A 20,808-nucleotide genomic window follows, 5' to 3' on the forward strand; every position below is an offset into this window, starting at 1 on the left:
CCCCCACGGTGAAGGCGGCCGTGCGGAGCGTCCCGGCGGGCGCTGCGCACGGCCGTTCGTGTCAGGTGCCGCGCACGCGCGCGCTTACCTCTCCGATCAGATCCCGCTGGTAGTCGGTATAGGCGGCGCGCAGTTCGGCGCCGGGCCAGCCGGCGGGCAGCAGCGCGGGCGGCAGAACGGGGTCGGCGAGCAGGTGCCGTACGACGGCGGCGAAGGCGGTCAGGCGGCCGGCCGGGCGGGCCTCGCCGGCGATGTGTGCGAGCAGGGCCCGCGCCGTGGCGGACCAGTCCTCCAGCGGCCACAGGCTTTCGGCCAGTTCAGCCGAGGGCCGGGCGGGGTGGGCCGTGTAGTACTGGACCACCTGGTCCAGGTCGCCAGGGAGGGCACGGGTCAGGTTGGCGGGTCGCAGCCAGACACCCTCGCGGAGTTCGGTGAGCCGGAGGGCGGTCAGCCTCGTGCGCAGGTCGGCGCGTTCGGCGGGGCCGCGTCCCGTCGCGGTGATCACGGCCATCTCCCAGTCGCCGTCCCACGCGCGCGTGCGCGGGTGCACGGCGTCGTCCTGGCGGCGCTGGCGGTCCAGCAGCCGGTCACTGAGGCGGTAGCCGCCGTCCGTACGCCGCAGGTCTCCGGCGGTCACCATCCGGCTGAGCGCCGCCCGCAGGGTCGAGCCGCCGACGTCGAATCCCTCCACGAGCCGCACCAGTTCCCTGACCGGCAGTTCGGGGGGATGCGCCCCGAGCAGGAGGCTCAGCACGACCGACCGCGCGGACAACGGACGCAGATCGAGCGCGCCGGACCGCGCCGGGACGTTCATCGGCATGGTCACGTACTGTACGCGGCACCGCTTCCATGTTGCAGTATTGCTGCGGCCGCAGCCAGAGTGCAACACTCGTGGCATGGTCTCGACAGCGGACGAACATCAGGCGCAGGGCGGACCCGCCACGCACGACGTCACCAACCAGGCCCCGCCCCTCGCCCCGTACGACGCCTCGGACGACACGGCGCTGCTGGAGGGGCTGCGGCGGGAGGGCGCCGGGTGGGCCGAGGAGGACCTGCGGCGCCTGGGCCGCCAGGCCGGCAGCGCCCAGGTGCAGGAGTGGGCCGACCTGGCCAACCGGCACGAGCCGGAGCTGCGCACCCACGACCGGTACGGCAACCGCGTCGACGAGGTCGAGTTCCACCCCAGCTGGCACCACCTGATGCGCACGGCGATCGCGGAGGGTCTCGCCGCCTCGCCCTGGGCGGACGACCGGCCCGGCGCCCATGTCGCGAGGACCGCCGGAGGACTGGTCTGGGGGCACACCGAGGCGGGGCACGGCTGCCCCACGTCGATGACCTACGCCGCCGTCCCCGCCCTGCGCACCCAGCCCGAGCTGGCGAAGCTCTACGAGCCGCTGCTGACGAGCCGCGAGTACGACCCGGCCCTGAGGGAGCCCACGGAGAAGCGGGGACTGCTGGCGGGCATGGGGATGACGGAGAAGCAGGGCGGCTCCGACGTCCGGACGAACACCACGACGGCCACGCCCACGGCCGAGCCCGGGGTGTACACGCTGCGCGGGCACAAGTGGTTCACCTCGGCGCCGATGTGCGACGTGTTCCTGGTCCTGGCGCAGGCTCCGGGCGGACTGTCGTGCTTCCTGGTGCCGCGCGTGCTGCCCGACGGCACGCGCAACACCTTCCGCATCCAGCGGCTGAAGGACAAGCTGGGCAACCGGTCCAACGCCTCCTCCGAGCCCGAGTTCGACGGGACCGTGGCCTGGCTGGTCGGCCCCGAGGGGCAGGGCGTGAAGACCATCATCGAGATGGTCAACTGCACCCGGCTGGACTGCGTGATGATGTCGGCGGCGCTGATGCGCACGTCCCTCGTCGGGGCGGGGCACCATGCGCGTCACCGCAGCGCGTTCGGCGCACGGCTGGTGGACCAGCCGCTGATGCGCAACGTTCTCGCCGATCTGGCGCTGGAGTCCGAGGCCGCCACGACGCTCACCCTGCGGCTGGCCGGGGCGGCCGACCGGGCGATCCGCGGGGACGAGGGTGAGGCCGCCTTCCGCCGGATCGCCACCGCCGTCGGCAAGTACTGGGTGACCAAGCGGGGCCCGGCGTTCACCGCGGAGGCCCTGGAATGCCTCGGCGGCAACGGCTACGTGGAGGACTCGGGCATGCCCCGGCACTACCGCGAGGCTCCCCTGCTGTCGATCTGGGAGGGCTCGGGGAACGTCAACGCCCTCGACGTGCTGCGGGCGCTGAGCCGCGAACCGGGCACCGCCGAGGCTCTGTTCGGCGAGCTGGCCCTCGCCCGGGGAGCGGACGCCCGGCTGGACGGGGCCGTGGCGCGGCTCAGGACGGGGCTGTCCGAGGCATCGCAGACGACGGCCCGCCGTCTCGTGGAGCAGATGGCGCTGACGCTCCAGGCCTCCCTCCTCGTCCGGCACGCCCCGCCGGCGGTGGCCGACGCGTTCTGCGCGACACGGCTCGGGGGTGACTGGGGGCATGCGTTCGGGACGCTGCCCCGTACCGCGGGCCTCGACACCATCGTGGAGCGGGCGCTGCCCGGCGAAGGCCCGGGCACCGGGGCAGGCTGACGGGGCGACTCGAACTCAAGCCATCGTGCGCACAGTTCGCGCACAGTCACCTCCCGGTTCCGCTTCGTTGTCAGTGCCGTGGTGCAGACTCCCCGTCAGATGGCACATCGTCTGGGGGAGGACAAGGTGTTCAGGGGGATCGACGAGGTCGACTGGGCCTCGCTGCGCCATGCGTACGGCAGTGCGGAGGACGTACCCGGATTACTGCGGGGACTGGCCTCCGCCGACCCGGCCGAGCGGCAGACCGCGCTCGACGGGCTGTACGGCGCCGTGCACCACCGGGGCGAGGTGCACGACTCGACGCTCGCCTGCCTTCCGATTCTCCTCGCGCTCGCCGTCCGCGAGGAGGTTCGGGACCGGGCGGGGATCGTGGAGCTCCTCGTCAGCATCGGCGACGAGGACGGCGCCCGCGGTGATCTCGCGGTGCGGGCCCGCGCGGCGCTGCGCGCGCGGGCCGGCGTCTTCGTCCGGCTCGCGGGGGACGCGGACGCGGGGGTGCGCAGGGCGGTCCCCGGGGCGCTGGTGCGGTTCCTCGACCCGCCGGAGCGGGTGCTCGCCCTGGTGCGGGAGCGGATCACCGTGGAGCGGGACGACCGCGTCCTGCTCGCCCTGACGGAGAGCCTCGGCCTGTTCGCGCAGCGGTACCGCCTGACCAGCGATGCCCACGCCGTCGAAGCGGTCCGCCTGCTGACCGAACTGAGCAGGCCCCCGTACGACCCCGGGCTCCGGCTCGCCGCACTCGGCCAGCTCGCGGGGTGCGCCCCGGAACTGCTCCCCGCCGATCTCGTGCCGGCCGTCGTCCGGCTGCTCAGGGACAGATCCGGGCAGCGGACTGCCGCGGGACACGCGGACGACGGTCCCGGACCGGACACGCTCGCCGGCCGGCTGCTGCGGCTGCGCCCCTCGGACGAGGAGGGCTCCCGGCTGCTGCGGACCCTGCACTCCGCGCTCGGCAGCCGGGTGGCCGACCGGGTCGCCCTGCTGTGCGGGCAGTTGACCAGTCCGGATCCCCTCGACCGGTGCAACGGCGTGTGGATGTCGGCCGGCCTGTTCCGCGAGTGGCGTGACGGCCACGCGGAGCCGGTCACCCTCATCGGCGGCCAGCTGGGCACGGAAGAGGGCCGGTTGCACGACGCGGCGGTCGCCGTCCTGGTGGAGCTCGGCGAACTGGCCGCGCCCGCCGCGGACCGCCTGCACGCGCTGGTGACGTACCGTCCCGGGCTGCGCATACGGCACCGGGAGAGGAGTGCTCCCGCCCTGGGCGGTCCGCTCAAGGCACTGGCCGGGACCGGGGACGCGCGGGCCGCACCGGTGCTGGCCGAGGTGCTGGCGGGCCCGGTCGTACCGGACGACCTGGGGCTGGTGATACCCCACCTGGGGCGTGCGGCCCTGCCGCTCGCTCCGGCGCTGCGGCGACGGCTCGCCCGCTTGCCGCTCGACGCGTCCGACATCCACCAGCGGGCGGTTCCCCTGCTGTCGGCCCTCGCCGCACTGGGCGACGCCGAGTCCCTGCCCGCGGTCCTGCGGCTGCTGCGCGGCCTGCCGGACGGGCTGCAGCGGCGCGATACCGTCACGGAAGCCGCGGCCCGTGCCCTCGGCGTGTTCGGCGGCGGCGCGCGCGAGGCGATGCCGGATCTGCGCGGGCTGCTGGAGACCGGCTGCGCCGTCGCGGCGGCGGACGCCCTGTGGTCGGTCGCGGGCGACGCGGATGCCGTGCTGCCGGTCCTGCTGCGGGAGCTGACGGGCCCCACGAGCGGCCGGCGGCGCCGTGCCGCGGCCGTACTGGGGCGGCTGGGCCCGGCGGCCCGCCCGGCCCTGCCCGGGCTGCGCGAGGTGGCCGGCTCCGGGGACGCGTGGGCGCGGGCCACGGCCGCGTGCGCGGTGTGGCGCATCACCGGGGAACCGGAGGGGTTCCTCCCCCTCCTCCGCTCCACGTGGGCGGAACAACCGCGCACCCGCAGCACGATCGCCGCGAGCCTCTCGGCACTGGGACCGGCGGGAACTCCCCTGCACGACGTGCTCCGGGCGGAGCTCGCCTCTCCCCGGCGGCATCGCCCCGACTCCGGCGGTCACGGCATTCGCGAGGACCTGGGGCTCCTGCGGGAGTGCCGGGAGGCTCTGGCCGGGCAGGCGCACCGGTAGGCCTCGCCTCACCCCGTCGTACGCCCCCACATCGGGCCGAAGCGGGACCACTCCGCGTCCCACTGGTCGATCCGGCGGCACTCCAGGCGGCTGCGCAGGGCACGGCCGGCGATCAGGGGTACGGCCGCGCCGCACAGGCCTGCCACGCCGCCGGTCAGAAGAGCCCGTACGCGGGCCTGGGACTCGGTGACGGGCCGGGTGACCTGGCGGCCCTCGGCGTCCGTCCACACGGTGACCGGGGCCCCGGCGGCGCTGCCGGCCGGGACCCTCAGCTGGCCGGAGTGCCGGGAGCCGTCCGCGGCGGTCCACCGTGCCGTCGCCCATACCTGCTCGGCGCGGGACACATGGGCGTTCTCGGTGGCCGTCCCCGGAGCGCGCTCGGCGAGCCGTGCCACGAGGGGGCGCCACTCGACGCGTTCCCGGGCCAGTCCGTCCGCCACGGAACGGCTCACCGCCGTCCCGGCCAGCACCCCGGCGAGCACGGTGAGTGTCCACACGCCGAGGACGACCCAGGCCTCCACCCTGTCGGCGCGGCGCTTGAGCGGATTGCGCCGCCAGCGCCACAGCCACACCTTCGGACCACGTAACGCCATCGAAGGCCTCCTCCTCACGAGCCCACGACCATCCCGCCGTCCACCCCATACGGACGGCGGCGCCCGGATGCTCACTGCACCTACCCGGCGTGACGGTCCCCACGGCCCCGCCCCTGCCGGCGCCCTGCTGAAGGGGCGGGGCCACCTCAGCCTCCTCGCCGCCGACACCCCTTTGACCTGCGGCGGAGCACGGCCCGGAGGTGACTGTCAGTGGCCGGGTGCAGACTGGCCGATGTCCGGGACGAAGGCGTCGACGAAGACGCCGCGGAGGTGATCGGCATGACCGAGGTACTGCTCGCCGTGGGCACGCGCAAAGGCCTGTTCATCGGGCGCCGGCGAGGTGGTGGCGCCTGGGAGTTCGACGAGAGCCCCTACTTCAACGCGCAGGCCGTGTATTCGGTCGCCATCGACACCCGGGCCGGGACCCCGCGGCTGCTGGCCGGCGGCGACAGCGCGCACTGGGGCCCGTCCGTGTTCCACTCCGACGACCTGGGCCACACCTGGACCGAACCGGCCAGCCCGGCGGTCAAGTTCCCGCAGGACACCGAGGCGTCCCTGGAGCGGGTGTGGCAGCTGCACCCGGCCGCCGCCGAGCCGGACGTGGTGTACGCGGGGACGGAACCGGCCGCGCTGTACCGCTCGGAGGACCGCGGGGAGACGTTCGAGCTGGTCCGGCCCCTGTGGGAGCACCCCACGCGGTCGAAGTGGGTGCCGGGCGGCGGCGGTGAGGGTCTGCACACCGTGCTCACCGACGCGCGCGACCCGCGGGCGGTGACGGTCGCCGTATCGACCGCCGGTGTGTTCCGCACGCTGGACGGCGGCGCGAGCTGGACACCCTCCAACTCGGGTGTCTCCGCGGTGTTCCTGCCCGACCCGAACCCGGAGTTCGGCCAGTGCGTGCACAAGGTCACGCGGGACGCCGCCACCCCGGACCGGCTGTATCTCCAGAACCACTGGGGGGTGTACCGCAGCGACGACGCGGGCGCGCACTGGACGGACATCGGCGAGGGCCTCCCGTCCACCTTCGGCTTCGCGGCGGTGGCGCATCCGCACAGGGGCGACACGGCGTACGTGTTCCCGATCAACGCCGACGCCGACCGGGTCCCGGCCGACCACCGGTGCCGGGTCTACCGGACCGCGGACGCGGGCAAGAGCTGGGAGCCGCTCTCGGCGGGCCTGCCCCAGGAGGACCACTACGGCACGGTGCTGCGCGACGCGATGTGCACCGACGACGCCGACCCGGCGGGCGTCTACTTCGGCAACCGCAACGGCGAGGTGTTCGCCTCGGCGGACGACGGCGACAGCTGGCAGCAGCTCGCCTCGCACCTGCCGGACGTGCTGTGCGTGCGGGCCGCGGTCGTCGGCTGAGGCGCTAACGGGGCCGGGGAGGGGACGAGGTTGCGCACAGGCGTTGGCCACCGGTTGATCGCCGCTGCCCGTACGGCAGTAGGGTGACGCCCGTGGCACCACGACCCTTGCATGAAATCGTCGAAGCGGGCTGGGCGAAGGCCCTGGAACCGGTGGCCGAACGCGTCGCCGCGATGGGGGACTTCCTCCGCGCGGAGATCGCCGCGGGACGCACCTACCTCCCGTCCGGGCCGAACGTCCTGCGGGCCTTCCAGCAGCCCTTCGACGACGTACGGGTCCTGATCGTCGGTCAGGACCCGTACCCCACTCCGGGGCACGCGGTGGGGCTGTCGTTCTCGGTCGCGCCCGAGGTGCGGCCGCTGCCCGGCAGCCTCATCAACATCTACCGCGAGCTGAACGCCGACCTGGGGCTCCCCCAGCCGTCCAACGGTGACCTCACGCCGTGGACGCAGCAGGGCGTGCTGCTGCTCAACAGGGCTCTGACGACCGCCCCCCGCAAGCCCGCCGCCCACCGCGGCAAGGGCTGGGAGGAGGTCACGGAGCAGGCCATCCGGGCCCTGGCGGCGCGCGGCAAGCCGCTGGTGTCCATCCTGTGGGGCCGTGACGCCCGCAATCTGCGTCCGCTCCTCGGCGACCTGCCCTCCGTCGAGTCCGCCCACCCCTCCCCCATGTCGGCCGACCGGGGCTTCTTCGGCTCCCGACCGTTCAGCCGGGCCAACGACCTGCTGATCCGCCAGGGCGGCCAACCGGTGGACTGGCGCCTGCCGTGAGCGGGCCGTCGGAGGAGTCCGGGTTTCTCGCCGTGGACTCCGGCGGCTCCGGGCTCCGGGCCGTGGTGGGGACCGCTGAGCGCGGACCGCTGGCCCGGCGGGCGTCCGGTGAGCCGGTCCGCACGGGCGACCGGGGCATCGATCCCGGGCACTTCATGACGCAACTCGTGCCGCTGGTGCGCGCGTTGAACGCCGAGGCGGGAGCGGTGCCGTTGACCGCCGTCGCCGTCGGCGCGGCCGGGCTGGCCTCCCTGGGTGCCGGGCTGCGCGCCGAACTGCCGGGCGCCCTGGCCCGGGAGTGGGGCGTGCGCAGGGTCGCCCTGGCCGCCGACGCCGTGACCGCCTACGTGGGGGCGCTCGGGCCGCGGCCGGGTGCCGTGATCGCCGGCGGCACCGGGCTGATCGCCGTGGGTACCGACCTGACCGGCTGGCGGCGGGCGGACGGCTGGGGGCATCTGCTCGGCGACTGCGGCAGCGGCGCCTGGATCGGGCGGGCCGGTCTGGAGGCCGCACTGCGCGCCCACGACGGACGCGAGGGCGGCTCGACCCGTCTGCTGGCCTGCGCCGAGGAGGTGTTCGGGCCCGTCGCCGGGCTGCCCGGCGCGCTGTATCCCCGCCCCGACCGGCCCGCCGTACTCGCCTCCTTCGCCCCCCGCGTGGCCGCATGCGCCGACGAGGACCCCGTCGCCGCGGGCATCCTGCGGGAAGCCGCCCGGCACCTGGCCGACTCGGCCGCGGCCGTGTGCCCCTCGGGCGGTGAGCCGCGTGTCGCCGTCACCGGCGGCCTGTTCAAGCTGGGCGACCCGCTGCTCGGGCCGCTGGACGAGGAACTGACGCAGCGGCTCCCGCAGGTCCGGCGGGTGCCGGCCGAGGGCGATCCACTGCACGGCTCGGTGCGCATCGCGACGGAACTGAGCACGGATTCGCTCACGCTGCCGGGTGACGAGACGATGCTGACCGTGACCACCCGGTCGGGTGATTGATCCGATCACATCCCATCGGTAGGTAACACATCAGACAAAACAGGATGGATACCGCTCACCTGCACCCTCCCCGAACAGGGGAACCCAAGAAGCCAGTAACATGCGGCGCCATGAGTTCCCCCACTGGGCCCGCGGATGGCCTGCCCGTACGAATGCCGCGCCCCCGCCAGCCCGGACGGCACCGCCGTCCCGAGCCGTTGGTTGCTCCCGAGGGCGCGCCGGCGCTCGTCCTCGCCGTGCCGGGGACGCCCAGTAGTGCCACGCGCAGCCTCGCCGAGGAGGTCGTGAGCATCGCCCGCTCCGAGCTGCCCGGCCTCGACGCCCGCATCGGATACCTCGACGGGGACAACGCGGAGTTCCCCACGCTGCAGGCCGTGCTCGTGCACGCCGCCGAGGAGCGCACGGCCCGTTTCGAGCAGGCCCGTGCCGCCGGCATGGACGTCAAGATGCCCGACGGCCCCGTCGCCGTCGTGGTGCCGCTGCTCGCCGGCCCGGACAGCGCGCTGCTGCGCCAGGTCCGCCAGGCCCTCATGGAGAGCCGGGTCGCCGCCGAGCTGACCGACGTCCTCGGCCCGCACCCGCTGCTCGCCGAGGCGCTGCACGTGCGGCTGTCCGAGGCCGGTCTGGCCCGTGCGGACCGTGCCCGGCTGTTCACCGTGGCGACCGCCGCGGACGGCATCGTCCTGGCGTCGGTGGGCGGTGACGAGGCGGTGCAGGCGGCCGGCATCACGGGCATGCTGCTGGCCGCGCGCCTCGCCGTGCCGGTGATGGCCGCGGCCCTGGACCAGGAGGGCTCCATCGCGTCCGTCGCCGAGCAGCTGCGCTCCTCCGGCTCGCAGCAGCTGGCGCTCGCTCCGTATCTGATCGGTCCGGAGATCGAGCAGGGGCTGATCGAGGAAGCCGCGAAGGAGGCGGGCTGCTCCGCCGCCGAGTCGCTCGGAGCGTACCCGGCGATCGGCAAGCTCGCCCTGGCCAAGTACACGACGGCGCTGGGCATCGCCCCGCAGCAGGCACAGAGCACGCCGGTGCGCTGACGCGGGCTGCCGCGCGCAACGCCTCGAAGGCCCGCTCCGGTTCGGAGCGGGCCTTCGACGTCGCGGGTGGGGCGTCCGGTGGGGTGTGTTGTACCTCTGGCTCAGGCGAGGGTCACGCAGGACGCCGCTGCCACCCTGATCGAGCCGCCTCGTCGCGGCAGGCCCGTGAGCGGGTCGACCGCGAACCACGTCACATCGCCGGAGCGCTCGTTGGCGACGTACAGGAAGCCGTCGGAGGCGGCCAGGGCGCGGGGCCAGTGGCCGCCGCAGTGCACGGTGGTGACGAGCCGCAGCTCTTCGCCCTGCACGGCGAGCACGGAGAGCACGTCCTCGCCGCGGGTGGCGGTCCACACGAAGCGGCCGTCGGGCGAGGTGACGATGCCCGAGGGATAGGCGTCGCTCGCCGGTGTGCCGGGCAGGACTGCGGTTTCGGACAGCGGCGTCAGGACGCCTTCCGCCGCGTCCCAGCGGCACACGGTGACGGAGGGGCTCAGTTCGTTGACGACGTAGGCGTGCGTGCCGTCCGGGTGGAAGGCCAGGTGGCGCGGCCCCGAGCCGGGGCGCAGGGCGGTCTCCCGGTACAGGGCGAGGGCGCCGTCCACCAGCGTGCACACCCGCACCGAGTCCGTCCCGAGGTCCACGCTGACGGCCCAGCGTCCGCTCGGGTCGGGCTGCACCTGGTGGGCGTGCGGCCCCTGCTGGCGGGGCGTGTGCGGTCCGGCGCCGGTGTGCCGGAGCACACCGGAAGCGGACCGCGCGAGGGTGCCGTCGGGGCGCAGGGGGACCGCGGTGACACTGCCGGAGCCGTAGTTGGCGGTCAGCACGTGCCCCGCGAACAGGCTGAGGTGGGTCGGTCCGCTGCCGCCGACCGGCACGGGCCGCCCGGCCGGCTCGGGCTTGTCCCCGGCCACCCGGTAGGCGGCCACCGTGCCCTCGGCCGTCTCACTGACCGCGTACAGCGTTTCCCCGTCTCGGGCGAGGGTCAGGTAGGAGGGGTCCGGGACGGCTTGCACGCTGCTCAGCACGGTCAGCGCGCCGCTGCCGGGGTCGACCTCCGCGGTCACGATCCCGGGGCCGCCGGCCGCCGTGAACGACCCGATGAACGCCCGTCGCCTGCCGTCCGCCACCGCTGACCCCTCTCGCCCGCGCCGCCCGGAAGGACAGCGCAGCCGATCATGCAAGGTCTAGACCAAGCGGTCAAGGGGTGGTTCGCCCAGTCGGCCCCGGGCCGCCGGGGGTACGCGGGCCACGGTCAGCCCGGCCCAGCGCCGCTGCAGCCGCAGCCGCAGTCGCAGTCGCAGTCGCAGTCGCAGTCGGGGCAGCTCACAGGGTCCCCCTGTCACGCTGAAGCGGCCGTCAGGCCCCCACCAGCGGCGAGCCCGAGGGCGTGCGCAGGGGACGGGCCAGTTCGGTCAGGGCTCGTTCCAGGCCGTGCAGGTGAGCCAGGGCGGGTTCCGCGTGGGGCAGCCCGTCCGTGTGGATCGCGAGGTCCCTGCCCTCGGTGAGGGCTTCGACGGCCGCTTCCACCCGTCGGCAGGCCGTGGCCAGGCGGGTGTCGTGGGAGGCCTCCGGGTCGGCTGCGACGGCGACCAGGCCGCGGATCTCCCGGGCGCAGTCGTCGAGGAGGTCCAGGACGTGCCGGGCCCGGCGCTTGCGGCCGAGCATCGGGTTCAGCGGGTGCACGAGCGGGGCGACCGAGAGCCGTACCCGGGCGAGGAGCTGCTCCAGCTCCGCCACCCGCGGGGCAGGATCGGCGTCGGCCGCGCCCGCCAGTCGCCGGGCGGTCTCGACGGCGCAGGCGTGCACGCAGCGCAGGGCCCGCCGGATCCAGGCGTCGGTGATGCTGTGGGTGGTGACGGGCAGGACGAGGATCACGGCAAGGGCGGCGCCGAGCGCCCCGACACCGGTCTCGGCGAGCCGCAGCGCGAGCAGGTCCGGGCCGAGCACGCCCAGGAGGCCGTAGAGCAGTCCGGCGAGGAGGGTGACCCAGAGCATCATCCACGTGTAGGACACGGCGGCCGTGTAGAAGATGCCGAAGACGCAGACGGCGGCGAGGGCGGCCGTGACGGCGGGATCACCGTGCACGGGCAGGGCAACGAGCAGGCCGAGGCCGATGCCGATGACCGTGCCGAGCAGCCGCCGGAAACCGCGGACCAGGGTCTCACCGCGGGAGGTGGTGTTGACGAAGATCCACCAGGTGGCGCCGACGGCCCAGTACCAACGCTGCCCGGACACCAGCTGGCCCACGACGAGGGCGAAGCCGGCTCCGGCGGTCGCCTGGATCGCCTGGCGGGTGGTGACCCGGGCCAGACCGGTGCCGCCCGGCGGGGCGGGCACGGCGGGCGGGGGCAGGCGCCGCTCGTAGCACCAGAGGCCGAAGCGCACCGCTGCGGCGGCGAGGACGGACAGCAGGACCGCGGCGTACAGCTGGGGCAGCTGGTCGGTGGTGGCGTGCAGGAACTGCGCCACGAAGAAGGTCATGAACGCGAACACGCCGAGGCTGTGCCCGCGCGGGCCCCAGCGCCGCGCGTACACGCCCGCACCGACCACGGCGAGGAAGGTGAGGTCCCGCGCCACCGGGTGGTCGTGCAGCTCGGCCGCGGCGGTGAGGAGGGGCAGGCCGACGGCGGGCAGCAGCGCGGTCGTGACGGCCTGGCCGCGGACCGTCGCGTCGGTGACGGTGAACAGGGCGAGCAGGGCGGCGAGACCACCGGTGACCGTTCCCGCGAGGGACTGCCCGGCGAGGCCGCACAGGGCGACCGCGAGCGCGATGCCGAGCACGGCTCGCGCGGCGAACCGCAACCGCGTCCGCCCCGGATCCGGAGCCATGAACACCCTCTTCAGCACCGCTTACCGCCCCTTTCGCCACACCGGCCATGAGTACGCATGAAAAAGGCGCCGCGGGGTCCGCAGCGCCATCGACGCACCTATATCAGCATCCCGGGGTCCACTGGCTCAACCGGCCCCTTTTAGACTGGTCCATTGGTACATCCGGAGCGGCCGGGAGACGGCCGCGGCAGAGCCAACGGACGAGGAGGACGCGCCATGCCCGTGGACGAGCTCGACACCCGCATCCTGCGACTGCTGCTGGAGCAGCCGCGCACGAGTGTGCGCGAGTACGCCCGGATCCTCGGTGTCGCCCGCGGCACGCTGCAGGCCCGGCTGGACCGGCTGGAGCGCGACGGCGTGATCACCGGCACGGCACCGGCCCTCTCCCCCGCCGCGCTCGGGCATCCGGTGCTGGCGTTCGTCCACATCGAGGTCACCCAGGGCCATCTCGACGAGGTGGGCGACGCGCTGGCGGCCGTGCCGGAGATCGTCGAGGCGTTCTCGATCACGGGCGGCGGGGATCTGCTGGCCCGGGTGGTGGCGCGGGACAACGCGCACCTGGAGGACATCGTCCAGAAGCTGATCAGCATGCCCGGGGTGGTGCGCACCCGTACGGAGGTCGCGCTGCGCGAGCGCGTGTCCCACCGGATGCTGCCGCTGGTGGAGTCGATCGGGCGGTCGGCTCGTGGATGATCTTTGAGAGCATGGCCCCATGAGCAAACTCCGCGGCATATCGGTCATCTTCGATCTCGACGGAACACTCGTGGACAGCGAGCCGAACTACTACGAGGCGGGCCGCCGGACGCTCGCCGCGTACGGCGTCGCGGACTTCACCTGGGCGGACCACGAGCGGTACGTCGGCATCAGCACACAGGAGACGGTCGCGGACTGGAAGGACCGCTACGACCTGCCCGCATCCGTGGACGAACTGCTCGCCACCAAGAACCGCCGCTATCTGGAGCTGGCCCGCAGCACCACCCGCGCCTACCCCGAGATGCGCACGTTCGTCGAGATGCTGGCGGCCGAGGGCGTACCCATGGCCGTGGCCTCGGGATCGTCCCCGGAGGCCATCGCCGCGGTGCTGACCGGAACCGGACTGGACGCGCATCTGCACACCGTGGTCTCCGCCGACGAGGTCGCGCACGGAAAGCCGGCCCCCGACATCTTCCTGGAGGCGGCCCGCAGGCTCGGGGCGTCCCCGTCCGACTGTGTCGTCCTGGAGGACGCCGCTCCGGGTGCCGCCGCCGCGCACGCGGCCGGCATGCGGTGCATCGCCGTCCCGTACGTCCCGGCCCAGGTGGACGCACCGGAGTTCGCGACCGCCGGCCTGCTGCTGCGGGGCGGCCAGAAGGAGTTCACGGGGCAGGCGGCGTTCGACTGGCTGTGCCGGAGGGATTAGCTCCGCGGGCAGCCGTACGACGCTTCCCCGCCGGTCTCACCGAGACGCCGACCAGCGGCTGTTCAATCAGCCGAAACCGGCCGCACCCGGGCTGCGCTCCTCGTAGATTCTTCAAAAGCGCCAGAGGGGAGCGGCACATTGGCGGACGGTGGCACCCGCAACGTCGTGGGCGGCGACACGGTGGCGGGCACGGTCGTCCAGGCCGGTTCGATCGGGGCACTGCACGTGCACACGGCCGTCCCGCCGACGGGGCCCGCGCCCGCATCTGTCGCCATGGACGCCTGGGAACGCCGGGTCGGCGACTCCTGCGTCTGGCGGCACGTGCCGCAGGGCCGGGACACCGGCCACCACCGGCGGCACGTAACCGCCCTCGCGGCCCGGCTGGCCCGCATGAGGGACGAGCTGGAACGGTCGCTGGAGCAGGACCCCTGGTGCGACGCGCGGATCGCGACCGCGTTCCTGGACAACGTCGAGTGGCTGCTCGGCGAGCCGCCCGAGGACGGGACGAAGGGCCTCGACCTGTATCCGGCCGAGGCGTCCCTGCTCGTCCTGTTCCCCTTCCTGCACCGGGTCCACTACCTGCGGCGGGCGGTACGGCTCGCGCAGGTCCGTCCCTGGTCCCTGCGGCCCGCGGGCACTGCCGACCCGGACAGGCTGGCGTTCGAGGTCTTCGCCGAGGAGAGCGAGGCGCTCGTCCAGCGGGCCCTGCGGGAACCCGGGGCGGAACCGCTCGTGGGCTGGTGGCTCTGCCATCGCCGCCTCGCCCAGCACGGGGAGTTCTCGGACACCGATTCCGTCCACACGCTCATGGCGGAGCTGGGCGATTCCGTCGGGGAGCTGGGCGCGGCACTCGCCGCCGACCGCTTGACCGTGCTCCTGCACGGCCTCCGGCGAGGTCCCGACATCTGCCACCCCGAGTTCCTGAATCTGCTGCCCGCCGACGACCGGGTCCGCTGCGGACCCGGTCACCAGCAGATCCGCTTCCAGCGCGTCGGCCTCCTCGTCGCCCTGGCCTACGGCATGTCCGTCGAGACGACGGCGTTGCCGGACATCGTCGCCGAGCACCTCGCCATCCCGTATCCGGTGGATCTGCCCCTGCTGCGCCGCACCCTCGCGGAGGCGCACTGGGGAGGCTCGCGCGACCTGCCGGTGCTCCGCGCCGAATGCCACCACGAGGCGGTCGTGGAGGGTCTGCGCGAGTACACCGCCCGTGCCGACGCCATGCTGCACGCGATACGGCGCACCGTCAGGGAACGGGTCAACCAGCCCATGCCGGACCTCCCCACCCGGCTCTCCGCCGACGGCGTGGTTCCGAGCCGCGGCACCTTCGACGGGTACGCGAGGTTCCGGAGCGACGGGCGCCGGGTCCTCGACCTGGCGATGGGGATCGAGCTGTACAAGGACCGCGATCTGGCCGTGCGGGAGCTGTACCAGAACGCGCTCGACGCCTGCCGTTACCGGCGCGCCCGGCAGGAGTACCTCGACCGCACGACGGAACCGTCCGGCACGCCGTACACCGGCAGCATCTCCTTCACGCAGGACACCGACGACGACGGCCGGGCCTATCTGGACTGCCGGGACGACGGCATCGGCATGGGCGAGGCCGAGCTGCGCGGTGTGTTCTCCCACGCCGGCGCCCGCTTCGCCGAGCAACTGGAGTTCAAGCTGGAACGGGCCCGCTGGGAGTCCCTGGACCCGCCGGTGACGCTGTATCCGAACAGCCGGTTCGGGATCGGTGTGCTGAGCTACTTCATGCTCGCCGAGGAGATCCGGGTCACGACGTGCCGCATGGACGCCGACGGCGTTCCCGGGCCCGTCCACGAGGTGTCCATCTGCGGGCCTGGCCACCTCTTCAGGATCGTGCGCAAGGCCGCGCGCGGTCGCGAGCCCGGCACCCGGGTCCGGCTGTATCTGCGGCCCGACATCGAGCCGGCGAGCTGGTCGGTGATCGACGTCCTGGACCGGGTGCTCGCGATCGCGGAGTTCCCCACGACGGCGCGAAAGGGGATGCTGAGCAGTTCGTGGGAGCAGGGGCGGCTGAAGAAGCGGAGGAAGACCGGTCCCGCGGACACCGGGCTGAACGCGCACGGAAGCCTGCTGGCCTGGTCCGGGGACGGACGGGGCGCACAGGTCGTCTGGTGCGAGGAGGGCGGGGCGCTGCTCGTCGACGGGCTGGTCGTCGAGCCCACGGTACGCAGAGGGGTCATCTCGGAGTCGGGCCCGGGGCTGGCCGGGGTGGTGGTGAACCTGCGCGGCCCGTGGTCCCCGGCGAAGCTGTCGGTGGACCGCCGGCATGTCCTGGACGATGTGAGCGTGCCGGTGAGGGAGCTGGTGGAAAGGGCCGGCAGCGTTCTCGCGGAGGGCGACGACGATGTGCCGGGGTTTCCCTGGCTCTCCCACGTGGCCGGTGGAAGCGCGGTTCTGGCCGATGTGGTGGCCGATGCGCTCTCCGCGCACAGCCGGGAACTCGTGTTCCGGGGCCGGCAGTTCGGCAGTCCGGAGGTCGGATACTTTCCGGCGGATTCCTCCCTCGTCCCGCACGAGGGCCGTGAGGAGCGGCGCTACCGTCCCGTCGCGTGGAGTGATATCGACGGTTACGCACCGGACCACGTGTTCCTCTGGCGGGTCCTCGCCCGCCGTCCCGCACGGGCCCTGAAGAAACTGGCCGAGGTGTGCGCGGAGGCGGACGACACCCGTCCCGTCAGGCGACCCCGGCCGTCCGACCAGTGGCTGCTGATGGCCCGTCAGTCACGTCGGTGGCACGGCAGGCCTCTCGACAACCACGGGGACCTCACCGAAGCCGGCGAGACACTCCAGTGCACCGCGCGCGAAGTGGCCACGCGGCTGGCCGCGTTGGGCTACTCGAAGGCCGATCCGCGGTCCTGGTCCGCCGATGCCCGCCTCACGAGGGCGAACAGCGCGGCCTTCCGGCCCCGCTACGGCGAAAGCCTCCTGGGCAGACAGGACCCCCTGTCCACCGCGGACCTGATGCAGGCGGCGGCACGCACGAACGACACCGCTGCCTCAACGGCCGGTCTGCTGCGGAGTTTCGGGCTCCTGGTGCCGGACGATGTGGTGGCACTGTGCGAGGCCGCGACGGAGGACGACCTGCTCTGGCTCGACCCGGACAGAGTCACCGAGGGCTGCCTGGATCCCCGGGCAGTGGTCCCCTTGGGGCATGTGGCGCGCGCAAGCCTCCGGTCCGGCCTCTCCGTGCCGGAAGTCTGCCGACGGCTCGCGTCCCACGGGCTCAGCGCCCGCTCCGGCCGCTTGCCGGACCACCCCACGGCGGAGACGGTCGTGCTGCTGAGCCAGGGTGCGAACGGAAGGCAGCCCTGGCTGGAGCCCGAGCAGGCAACGCCCGGTCTGATCCTCGGCGCGGCGAAGCAATGCGCGAGGGAACCGGCGGAGGTACTGGCCATGCTGACCGCGCTCGGAGCCGCTCCGCCGGACCCCTTTCCGGCGGATGCCACGACGGACGACCTCTGGGCCCTCCAGGACGGGATGTACGGCAGCTTCCTCGTCCCGGGAGGTCCGATGTTCTACGGAAACATCTTCAGCGGCGTCGAGAACCTCGACGACCTGCGCTTCAAGATCCACCGCCTGCGCGCGTACGGCTTTGCGACAGCGGTGACGGTCCCCCGCCGGCCCACCTCACTGGACCGGGAGATGTTACGCGAGAGCGGCCCGGTCAACTGGTGGTACACACAGACGGACGAAGCTGTGCCCTTCAGCCATCTTCTGTTGGCGGCACGGGAGTTGGGGGCCCCGCCCACGACGATCGCGAAGCGCCTGCATGCCTGCAACATCCCGACGTCCCACGACAGCCTCCCGAAGGGTCTCTCCTTCAGCGAGGCCCTGCGACTCATCCGAGCGGACGAGCTGGACGCGGGCGATGTTCCCGAGGCCGAACACTTCCCGCTCGAGTACCTGGTCAAGACCGCTCTCCGGAAGCGCACGGGCATCGGTCACATCGTCTCCCTGCTCAACGACCTCGGTATCCCCGTCCCCGACCCCGCCGTGACCATCAGAGCCGCCCTGGCCCGTGTGCCCCGTCCCGATCGGCACTGAACACCAATCCTGTCCGCAGCGTTGACGTCCCCTCACCTCACGCATAACGTCTGGCCGACCCCCCGCACATTGTTCGTGATACCGAACGAATCCTTCTCGTGGAGGAGCCCATGGCCCCGCCCCTCTCCAGGCGATCCCTTCTCCAGGCCGCGACCCTCGCCGCGGCCGTACCCGCCCTCTCCCGGACGACGGCGGGGCGGGCCGAGGCTGCCGCCGCCGTCACCGCGGCCGCCGTCGGCGTCCCCGCGGCCTGGACGGTCCGGCCCTTCGGGCTGGAGGACGTGGGCCTCGGTCAGGGTGTCTTCGCCGACAAGCGGAAGCTGATGCTGGATCACGCCCGTGGTTACGACGTGAACCGGCTGCTCCAGGTGTTCCGCGCCAACGCCGGTCTCTCCACCGGTGGCGCGGTCGCGCCCGGCGGCTGGGAGGGCCTGGACGGCGAGGCAAACGGCAACCTGCGGGGCCACTACACCGGCCACTTCCTGACCATGCTGGCGCAGGCGTACCGCGGGACGAAGGAGCAGGTGTTCGCCGACAAGATCACCACCATGGTCGGGGCGCTGACCGATGTGCGCGCGGCGCTGCGGCGGGAACCGGCGGTGCTCAGCGTCCCCGGGAAGTTCGGGACCGGTGCGGATCAGGTACGGGGCTCCTACCAGTACGTGGACCTGCCGGCAGCCGTGCTCGGCGGTGCCCCGGCGATCACCCTCTCGGTCTGGGTCCGGCCCACCCATGACGCCGCATGGACGCGGATCTTCGACTTCGGCGACGACACCAGCCGCTACCTGTACCTGGCCGCCCGCAACCAGGCCGGGGTGCCGCGTTTCGCCGTCACCACCTCGGGCGCCGGCGGCGAGCAGGCCCTCAACGGCACGGCCGCGCTGCCGCTGAACCAGTGGAGCCACCTGGCGGTCACGATCGCGGACGGCACCGGCACCCTGTACGTCAACGGCGCCGCCGTGGCGCGCAACACCGCGATGAGCCTCACCCCGGCGGCTCTCGGCACCCTGAGGAACAACTGGCTCGGCCGCTCGAACTACGCCGCCGACCCGGTCTTCGCGGGCGCCTTCGAGGAGTTCAACGTCTTCTCGCGGGTGCTGACCGCCGCCGAGGTCGCGGAGCTGCAGAGCCGCCGGGCCGCCGACGCCTCCACGGGCCGCGGCGACCTGGCGTCGTACGCCTTCGACGAGACGGCCGGCGGGACCTTCGCGGACGCCTCCGGCCGGGGCCTGGACGGCGTCCTGCGCCGCACCTGGGGCGGGCCCAGCCACCCCGGGTTCCTCGCGGCATACCCCGAGACGCAGTTCATCGACCTGGAGTCGAGGACCAGCGCCGACTACACCAAGGTGTGGGCGCCCTACTACACCGCGCACAAAATCCTCACAGGGCTGCTCGACGCGTACACCGCGACGGACGACGACCGGGCGCTCGACCTGGCGTCCGGCATCTGCGACTGGATGTACGCCCGGCTGTCGAAGCTGCCCGAGGCCACGCTCCAGCGCATGTGGGGGATCTTCTCCAGCGGTGAGTTCGGCGGCATCGTCGAGGCCATCTGCGATCTGCACACGATCACCGGAAAGGCCGAACACCTGGCGCTGGCCCGGCTGTTCGACCTGGACCGGCTGATCGACGCGTGCGCCGCGGACACCGACATCCTCGACGGACTGCACGCCAACCAGCACATCCCGATCTTCACCGGCTATGTGCGGCTCTACGACGAGACCGGCGAGAAGCGCTACCTCGACTCGGCGAAGAACTTCTGGGACATGGTCGTCCCGCACCGCATGTACGGCATCGGCGGCACCAGCACCCAGGAGTTCTGGAAGGCCCGGGACGTGATCGCGGGCACGATCGGCGCGACCACCGCCGAGACCTGCTGCGCGTACAACATGCTCAAGCTGAGCCGGACCCTGTTCTTCCACGAGCAGGACCCGAAGTACATGGACTACTACGAGCGGGCGCTCTACAACCAGGTGCTCGGCTCGAAGCAGGACAAGCCGGATGCGGAGAAGCCGCTCGTCACGTACTTCATCGGGCTGACACCCGGTCACGTCCGGGACTACACGCCCAAGCAGGGCACGACCTGCTGCGAGGGCACGGGCATGGAGAGCGCCACGAAGTACCAGGACTCGGTGTACTTCGCCAAGTCCGACGGCAGTGCCCTGTACGTCAATCTGTACAGCGCGTCCACGCTGACCTGGGCGGAGAAGGGCGTGACGGTCACACAGACGACCCGCTTCCCGCAGGAGCAGGGCAGCACGCTGACCTTCGGGGGCGGACGGGCGTCCTTCACGCTGCGGCTGCGGGTGCCGTCCTGGGCGACCGGGGGGTTCCGGGTGACCGTCAACGGACGTGCGGTGTCCGGGACTCCGCGTCCGGGCAGCTACTTCGACGTGTCCCGGAGCTGGCGGGCCGGTGACACCGTCCGGATCTCCATGCCGTTCCGGACGCGGGTGGATAAGGCGCTGGACGACGCGTCCTTGCAGACCCTCTTCCACGGGCCGGTCAACCTGGTCGCCCGCGACGCGGCAACGGAGTACCTGAAGGTCGGGCTGTACCGCGGCGCCGGCCTGTCCGGCGATCTCTCGTCAGCCCTCACGCCGGTGGCGGGCAAGCCGCTGCACTTCACACTGGACGGAACCGAGTGGGCGCCGTTCGCCGAGGGGACGGAGGACCCGACGCACGCCTACTTCCGGCGCACGGAACCGAGGGTCGTGTTCGGCGGCCGGGACGCCGGCGTCGCCAATCCGGCGAAGTCCGGCGGCACCACGCTGCTGGACGAGATCTGGGCCGGGGCACCGTTCGGGAACAAGGGGGCGCTGGTGGCGCGGGTGCGGGCCACGGTGGACGCGTGGGTGTCGGCCGGGTTGCTGGTCAGGGCGGACGCGGACAAGGTGGTGGCGGCGGCGGAAGCGGCTTCGTACCGGCCCTGAGCGCCTGACCGGCCGGGGCGTGTGCGGCGTTCGAGCGGACGCCGCACACGGCCGAACTTTTTTGCGGCAGGGATGATTGTTTCGCCCCTGGCATCCGTATCTCC

Annotated in this window: 14 protein-coding genes; 10 read left to right on the plus strand and 4 right to left on the minus strand. The window is 73.1% G+C overall.

Annotation, left to right across the window (positions count from 1 at the left end):
- Window positions 1-61: 61 nt before the first annotated feature.
- On the minus strand, window positions 62-820 hold the full coding sequence (locus A4E84_RS05220; RefSeq protein ID WP_062925408.1) for a PaaX family transcriptional regulator C-terminal domain-containing protein: 759 nt from the start codon (window positions 818-820) through the stop codon (window positions 62-64).
- Between the two features lie 76 nt (window positions 821-896).
- Here A4E84_RS05220 and A4E84_RS05225 point away from each other — a divergent pair, with 76 nt between their 5' ends.
- Together A4E84_RS05225 and A4E84_RS05230 are read left to right on the plus strand one after the other, a co-directional pair.
- Entirely contained in the window at window positions 897-2,582 is a 1,686-nt protein-coding gene (locus tag A4E84_RS05225; RefSeq protein WP_062925409.1) for an acyl-CoA dehydrogenase family protein, read from the plus strand.
- Between the two features lie 126 nt (window positions 2,583-2,708).
- On the plus strand, window positions 2,709-4,724 hold the full coding sequence (locus A4E84_RS05230) for a hypothetical protein (protein WP_062931323.1): 2,016 nt from the start codon (window positions 2,709-2,711) through the stop codon (window positions 4,722-4,724).
- Window positions 4,725-4,732: 8 nt separating this feature from the next.
- Here A4E84_RS05230 and A4E84_RS05235 read toward each other — a convergent pair whose 3' ends face one another.
- The gene (locus A4E84_RS05235; RefSeq protein WP_062925410.1) at window positions 4,733-5,317 is read right to left on the minus strand and encodes an Rv1733c family protein; all 585 of its coding nucleotides are present in this window, start codon (window positions 5,315-5,317) and stop codon (window positions 4,733-4,735) included.
- 210 nt (window positions 5,318-5,527) lie between these two features.
- Between A4E84_RS05235 and A4E84_RS05240 the strand changes: the two genes are divergently transcribed.
- The 4 genes from A4E84_RS05240 to A4E84_RS05255 all read left to right on the plus strand — a co-directional run bounded on the left by A4E84_RS05240 (window position 5,528) and on the right by A4E84_RS05255 (window position 9,472).
- Entirely contained in the window at window positions 5,528-6,685 is a 1,158-nt protein-coding gene (locus A4E84_RS05240; protein WP_062925411.1) for a WD40/YVTN/BNR-like repeat-containing protein, read from the plus strand.
- Window positions 6,686-6,777: 92 nt separating this feature from the next.
- Window positions 6,778-7,455, plus strand: coding sequence for a uracil-DNA glycosylase (locus A4E84_RS05245; protein WP_062925412.1), 678 nt, complete (start codon window positions 6,778-6,780; stop codon window positions 7,453-7,455).
- A complete protein-coding gene (locus A4E84_RS05250; protein ID WP_062925413.1) occupies window positions 7,452-8,438 on the plus strand; it encodes an N-acetylglucosamine kinase in 987 nt (328 codons plus the stop codon). The genes A4E84_RS05245 and A4E84_RS05250 overlap by 4 nt, the downstream gene beginning before the upstream one ends.
- A gap of 110 nt (window positions 8,439-8,548) precedes the next feature.
- Window positions 8,549-9,472 (plus strand): sirohydrochlorin chelatase, encoded by a 924-nt coding sequence (locus tag A4E84_RS05255; RefSeq protein WP_033307137.1) that lies wholly within the window; start codon window positions 8,549-8,551, stop codon window positions 9,470-9,472.
- Between the two features lie 101 nt (window positions 9,473-9,573).
- Here A4E84_RS05255 and A4E84_RS05260 read toward each other — a convergent pair whose 3' ends face one another.
- Both A4E84_RS05260 and A4E84_RS05265 read right to left on the minus strand, forming a co-directional pair.
- Window positions 9,574-10,599, minus strand: coding sequence for a lactonase family protein (locus A4E84_RS05260; RefSeq protein WP_062925414.1), 1,026 nt, complete (start codon window positions 10,597-10,599; stop codon window positions 9,574-9,576).
- Window positions 10,600-10,828: 229 nt separating this feature from the next.
- Window positions 10,829-12,319 (minus strand): FUSC family protein, encoded by a 1,491-nt coding sequence (locus A4E84_RS05265; protein ID WP_062925415.1) that lies wholly within the window; start codon window positions 12,317-12,319, stop codon window positions 10,829-10,831.
- A gap of 198 nt (window positions 12,320-12,517) precedes the next feature.
- On the opposite strand from A4E84_RS05265, the gene A4E84_RS05270 reads away from it, so the two are divergent.
- From A4E84_RS05270 to A4E84_RS05285, 4 genes are all read left to right on the plus strand, one after another.
- Window positions 12,518-12,994 (plus strand): Lrp/AsnC family transcriptional regulator, encoded by a 477-nt coding sequence (locus A4E84_RS05270; RefSeq protein WP_062925416.1) that lies wholly within the window; start codon window positions 12,518-12,520, stop codon window positions 12,992-12,994.
- Between the two features lie 19 nt (window positions 12,995-13,013).
- Window positions 13,014-13,700: an HAD family hydrolase gene (locus A4E84_RS05275; protein ID WP_062925417.1), complete on the plus strand. Its 687-nt coding sequence runs from the start codon at window positions 13,014-13,016 to the stop codon at window positions 13,698-13,700.
- 138 nt (window positions 13,701-13,838) lie between these two features.
- Window positions 13,839-17,771: a wHTH domain-containing protein gene (locus A4E84_RS05280; RefSeq protein ID WP_062925418.1), complete on the plus strand. Its 3,933-nt coding sequence runs from the start codon at window positions 13,839-13,841 to the stop codon at window positions 17,769-17,771.
- Between the two features lie 110 nt (window positions 17,772-17,881).
- Window positions 17,882-20,704 (plus strand): beta-L-arabinofuranosidase domain-containing protein, encoded by a 2,823-nt coding sequence (locus A4E84_RS05285; protein ID WP_062925419.1) that lies wholly within the window; start codon window positions 17,882-17,884, stop codon window positions 20,702-20,704.
- Window positions 20,705-20,808 lie beyond the last annotated feature (104 nt).

The sequence above is a fragment of the Streptomyces qaidamensis genome, from assembly GCF_001611795.1.
Lineage (GTDB): Bacteria > Actinomycetota > Actinomycetes > Streptomycetales > Streptomycetaceae > Streptomyces > Streptomyces qaidamensis.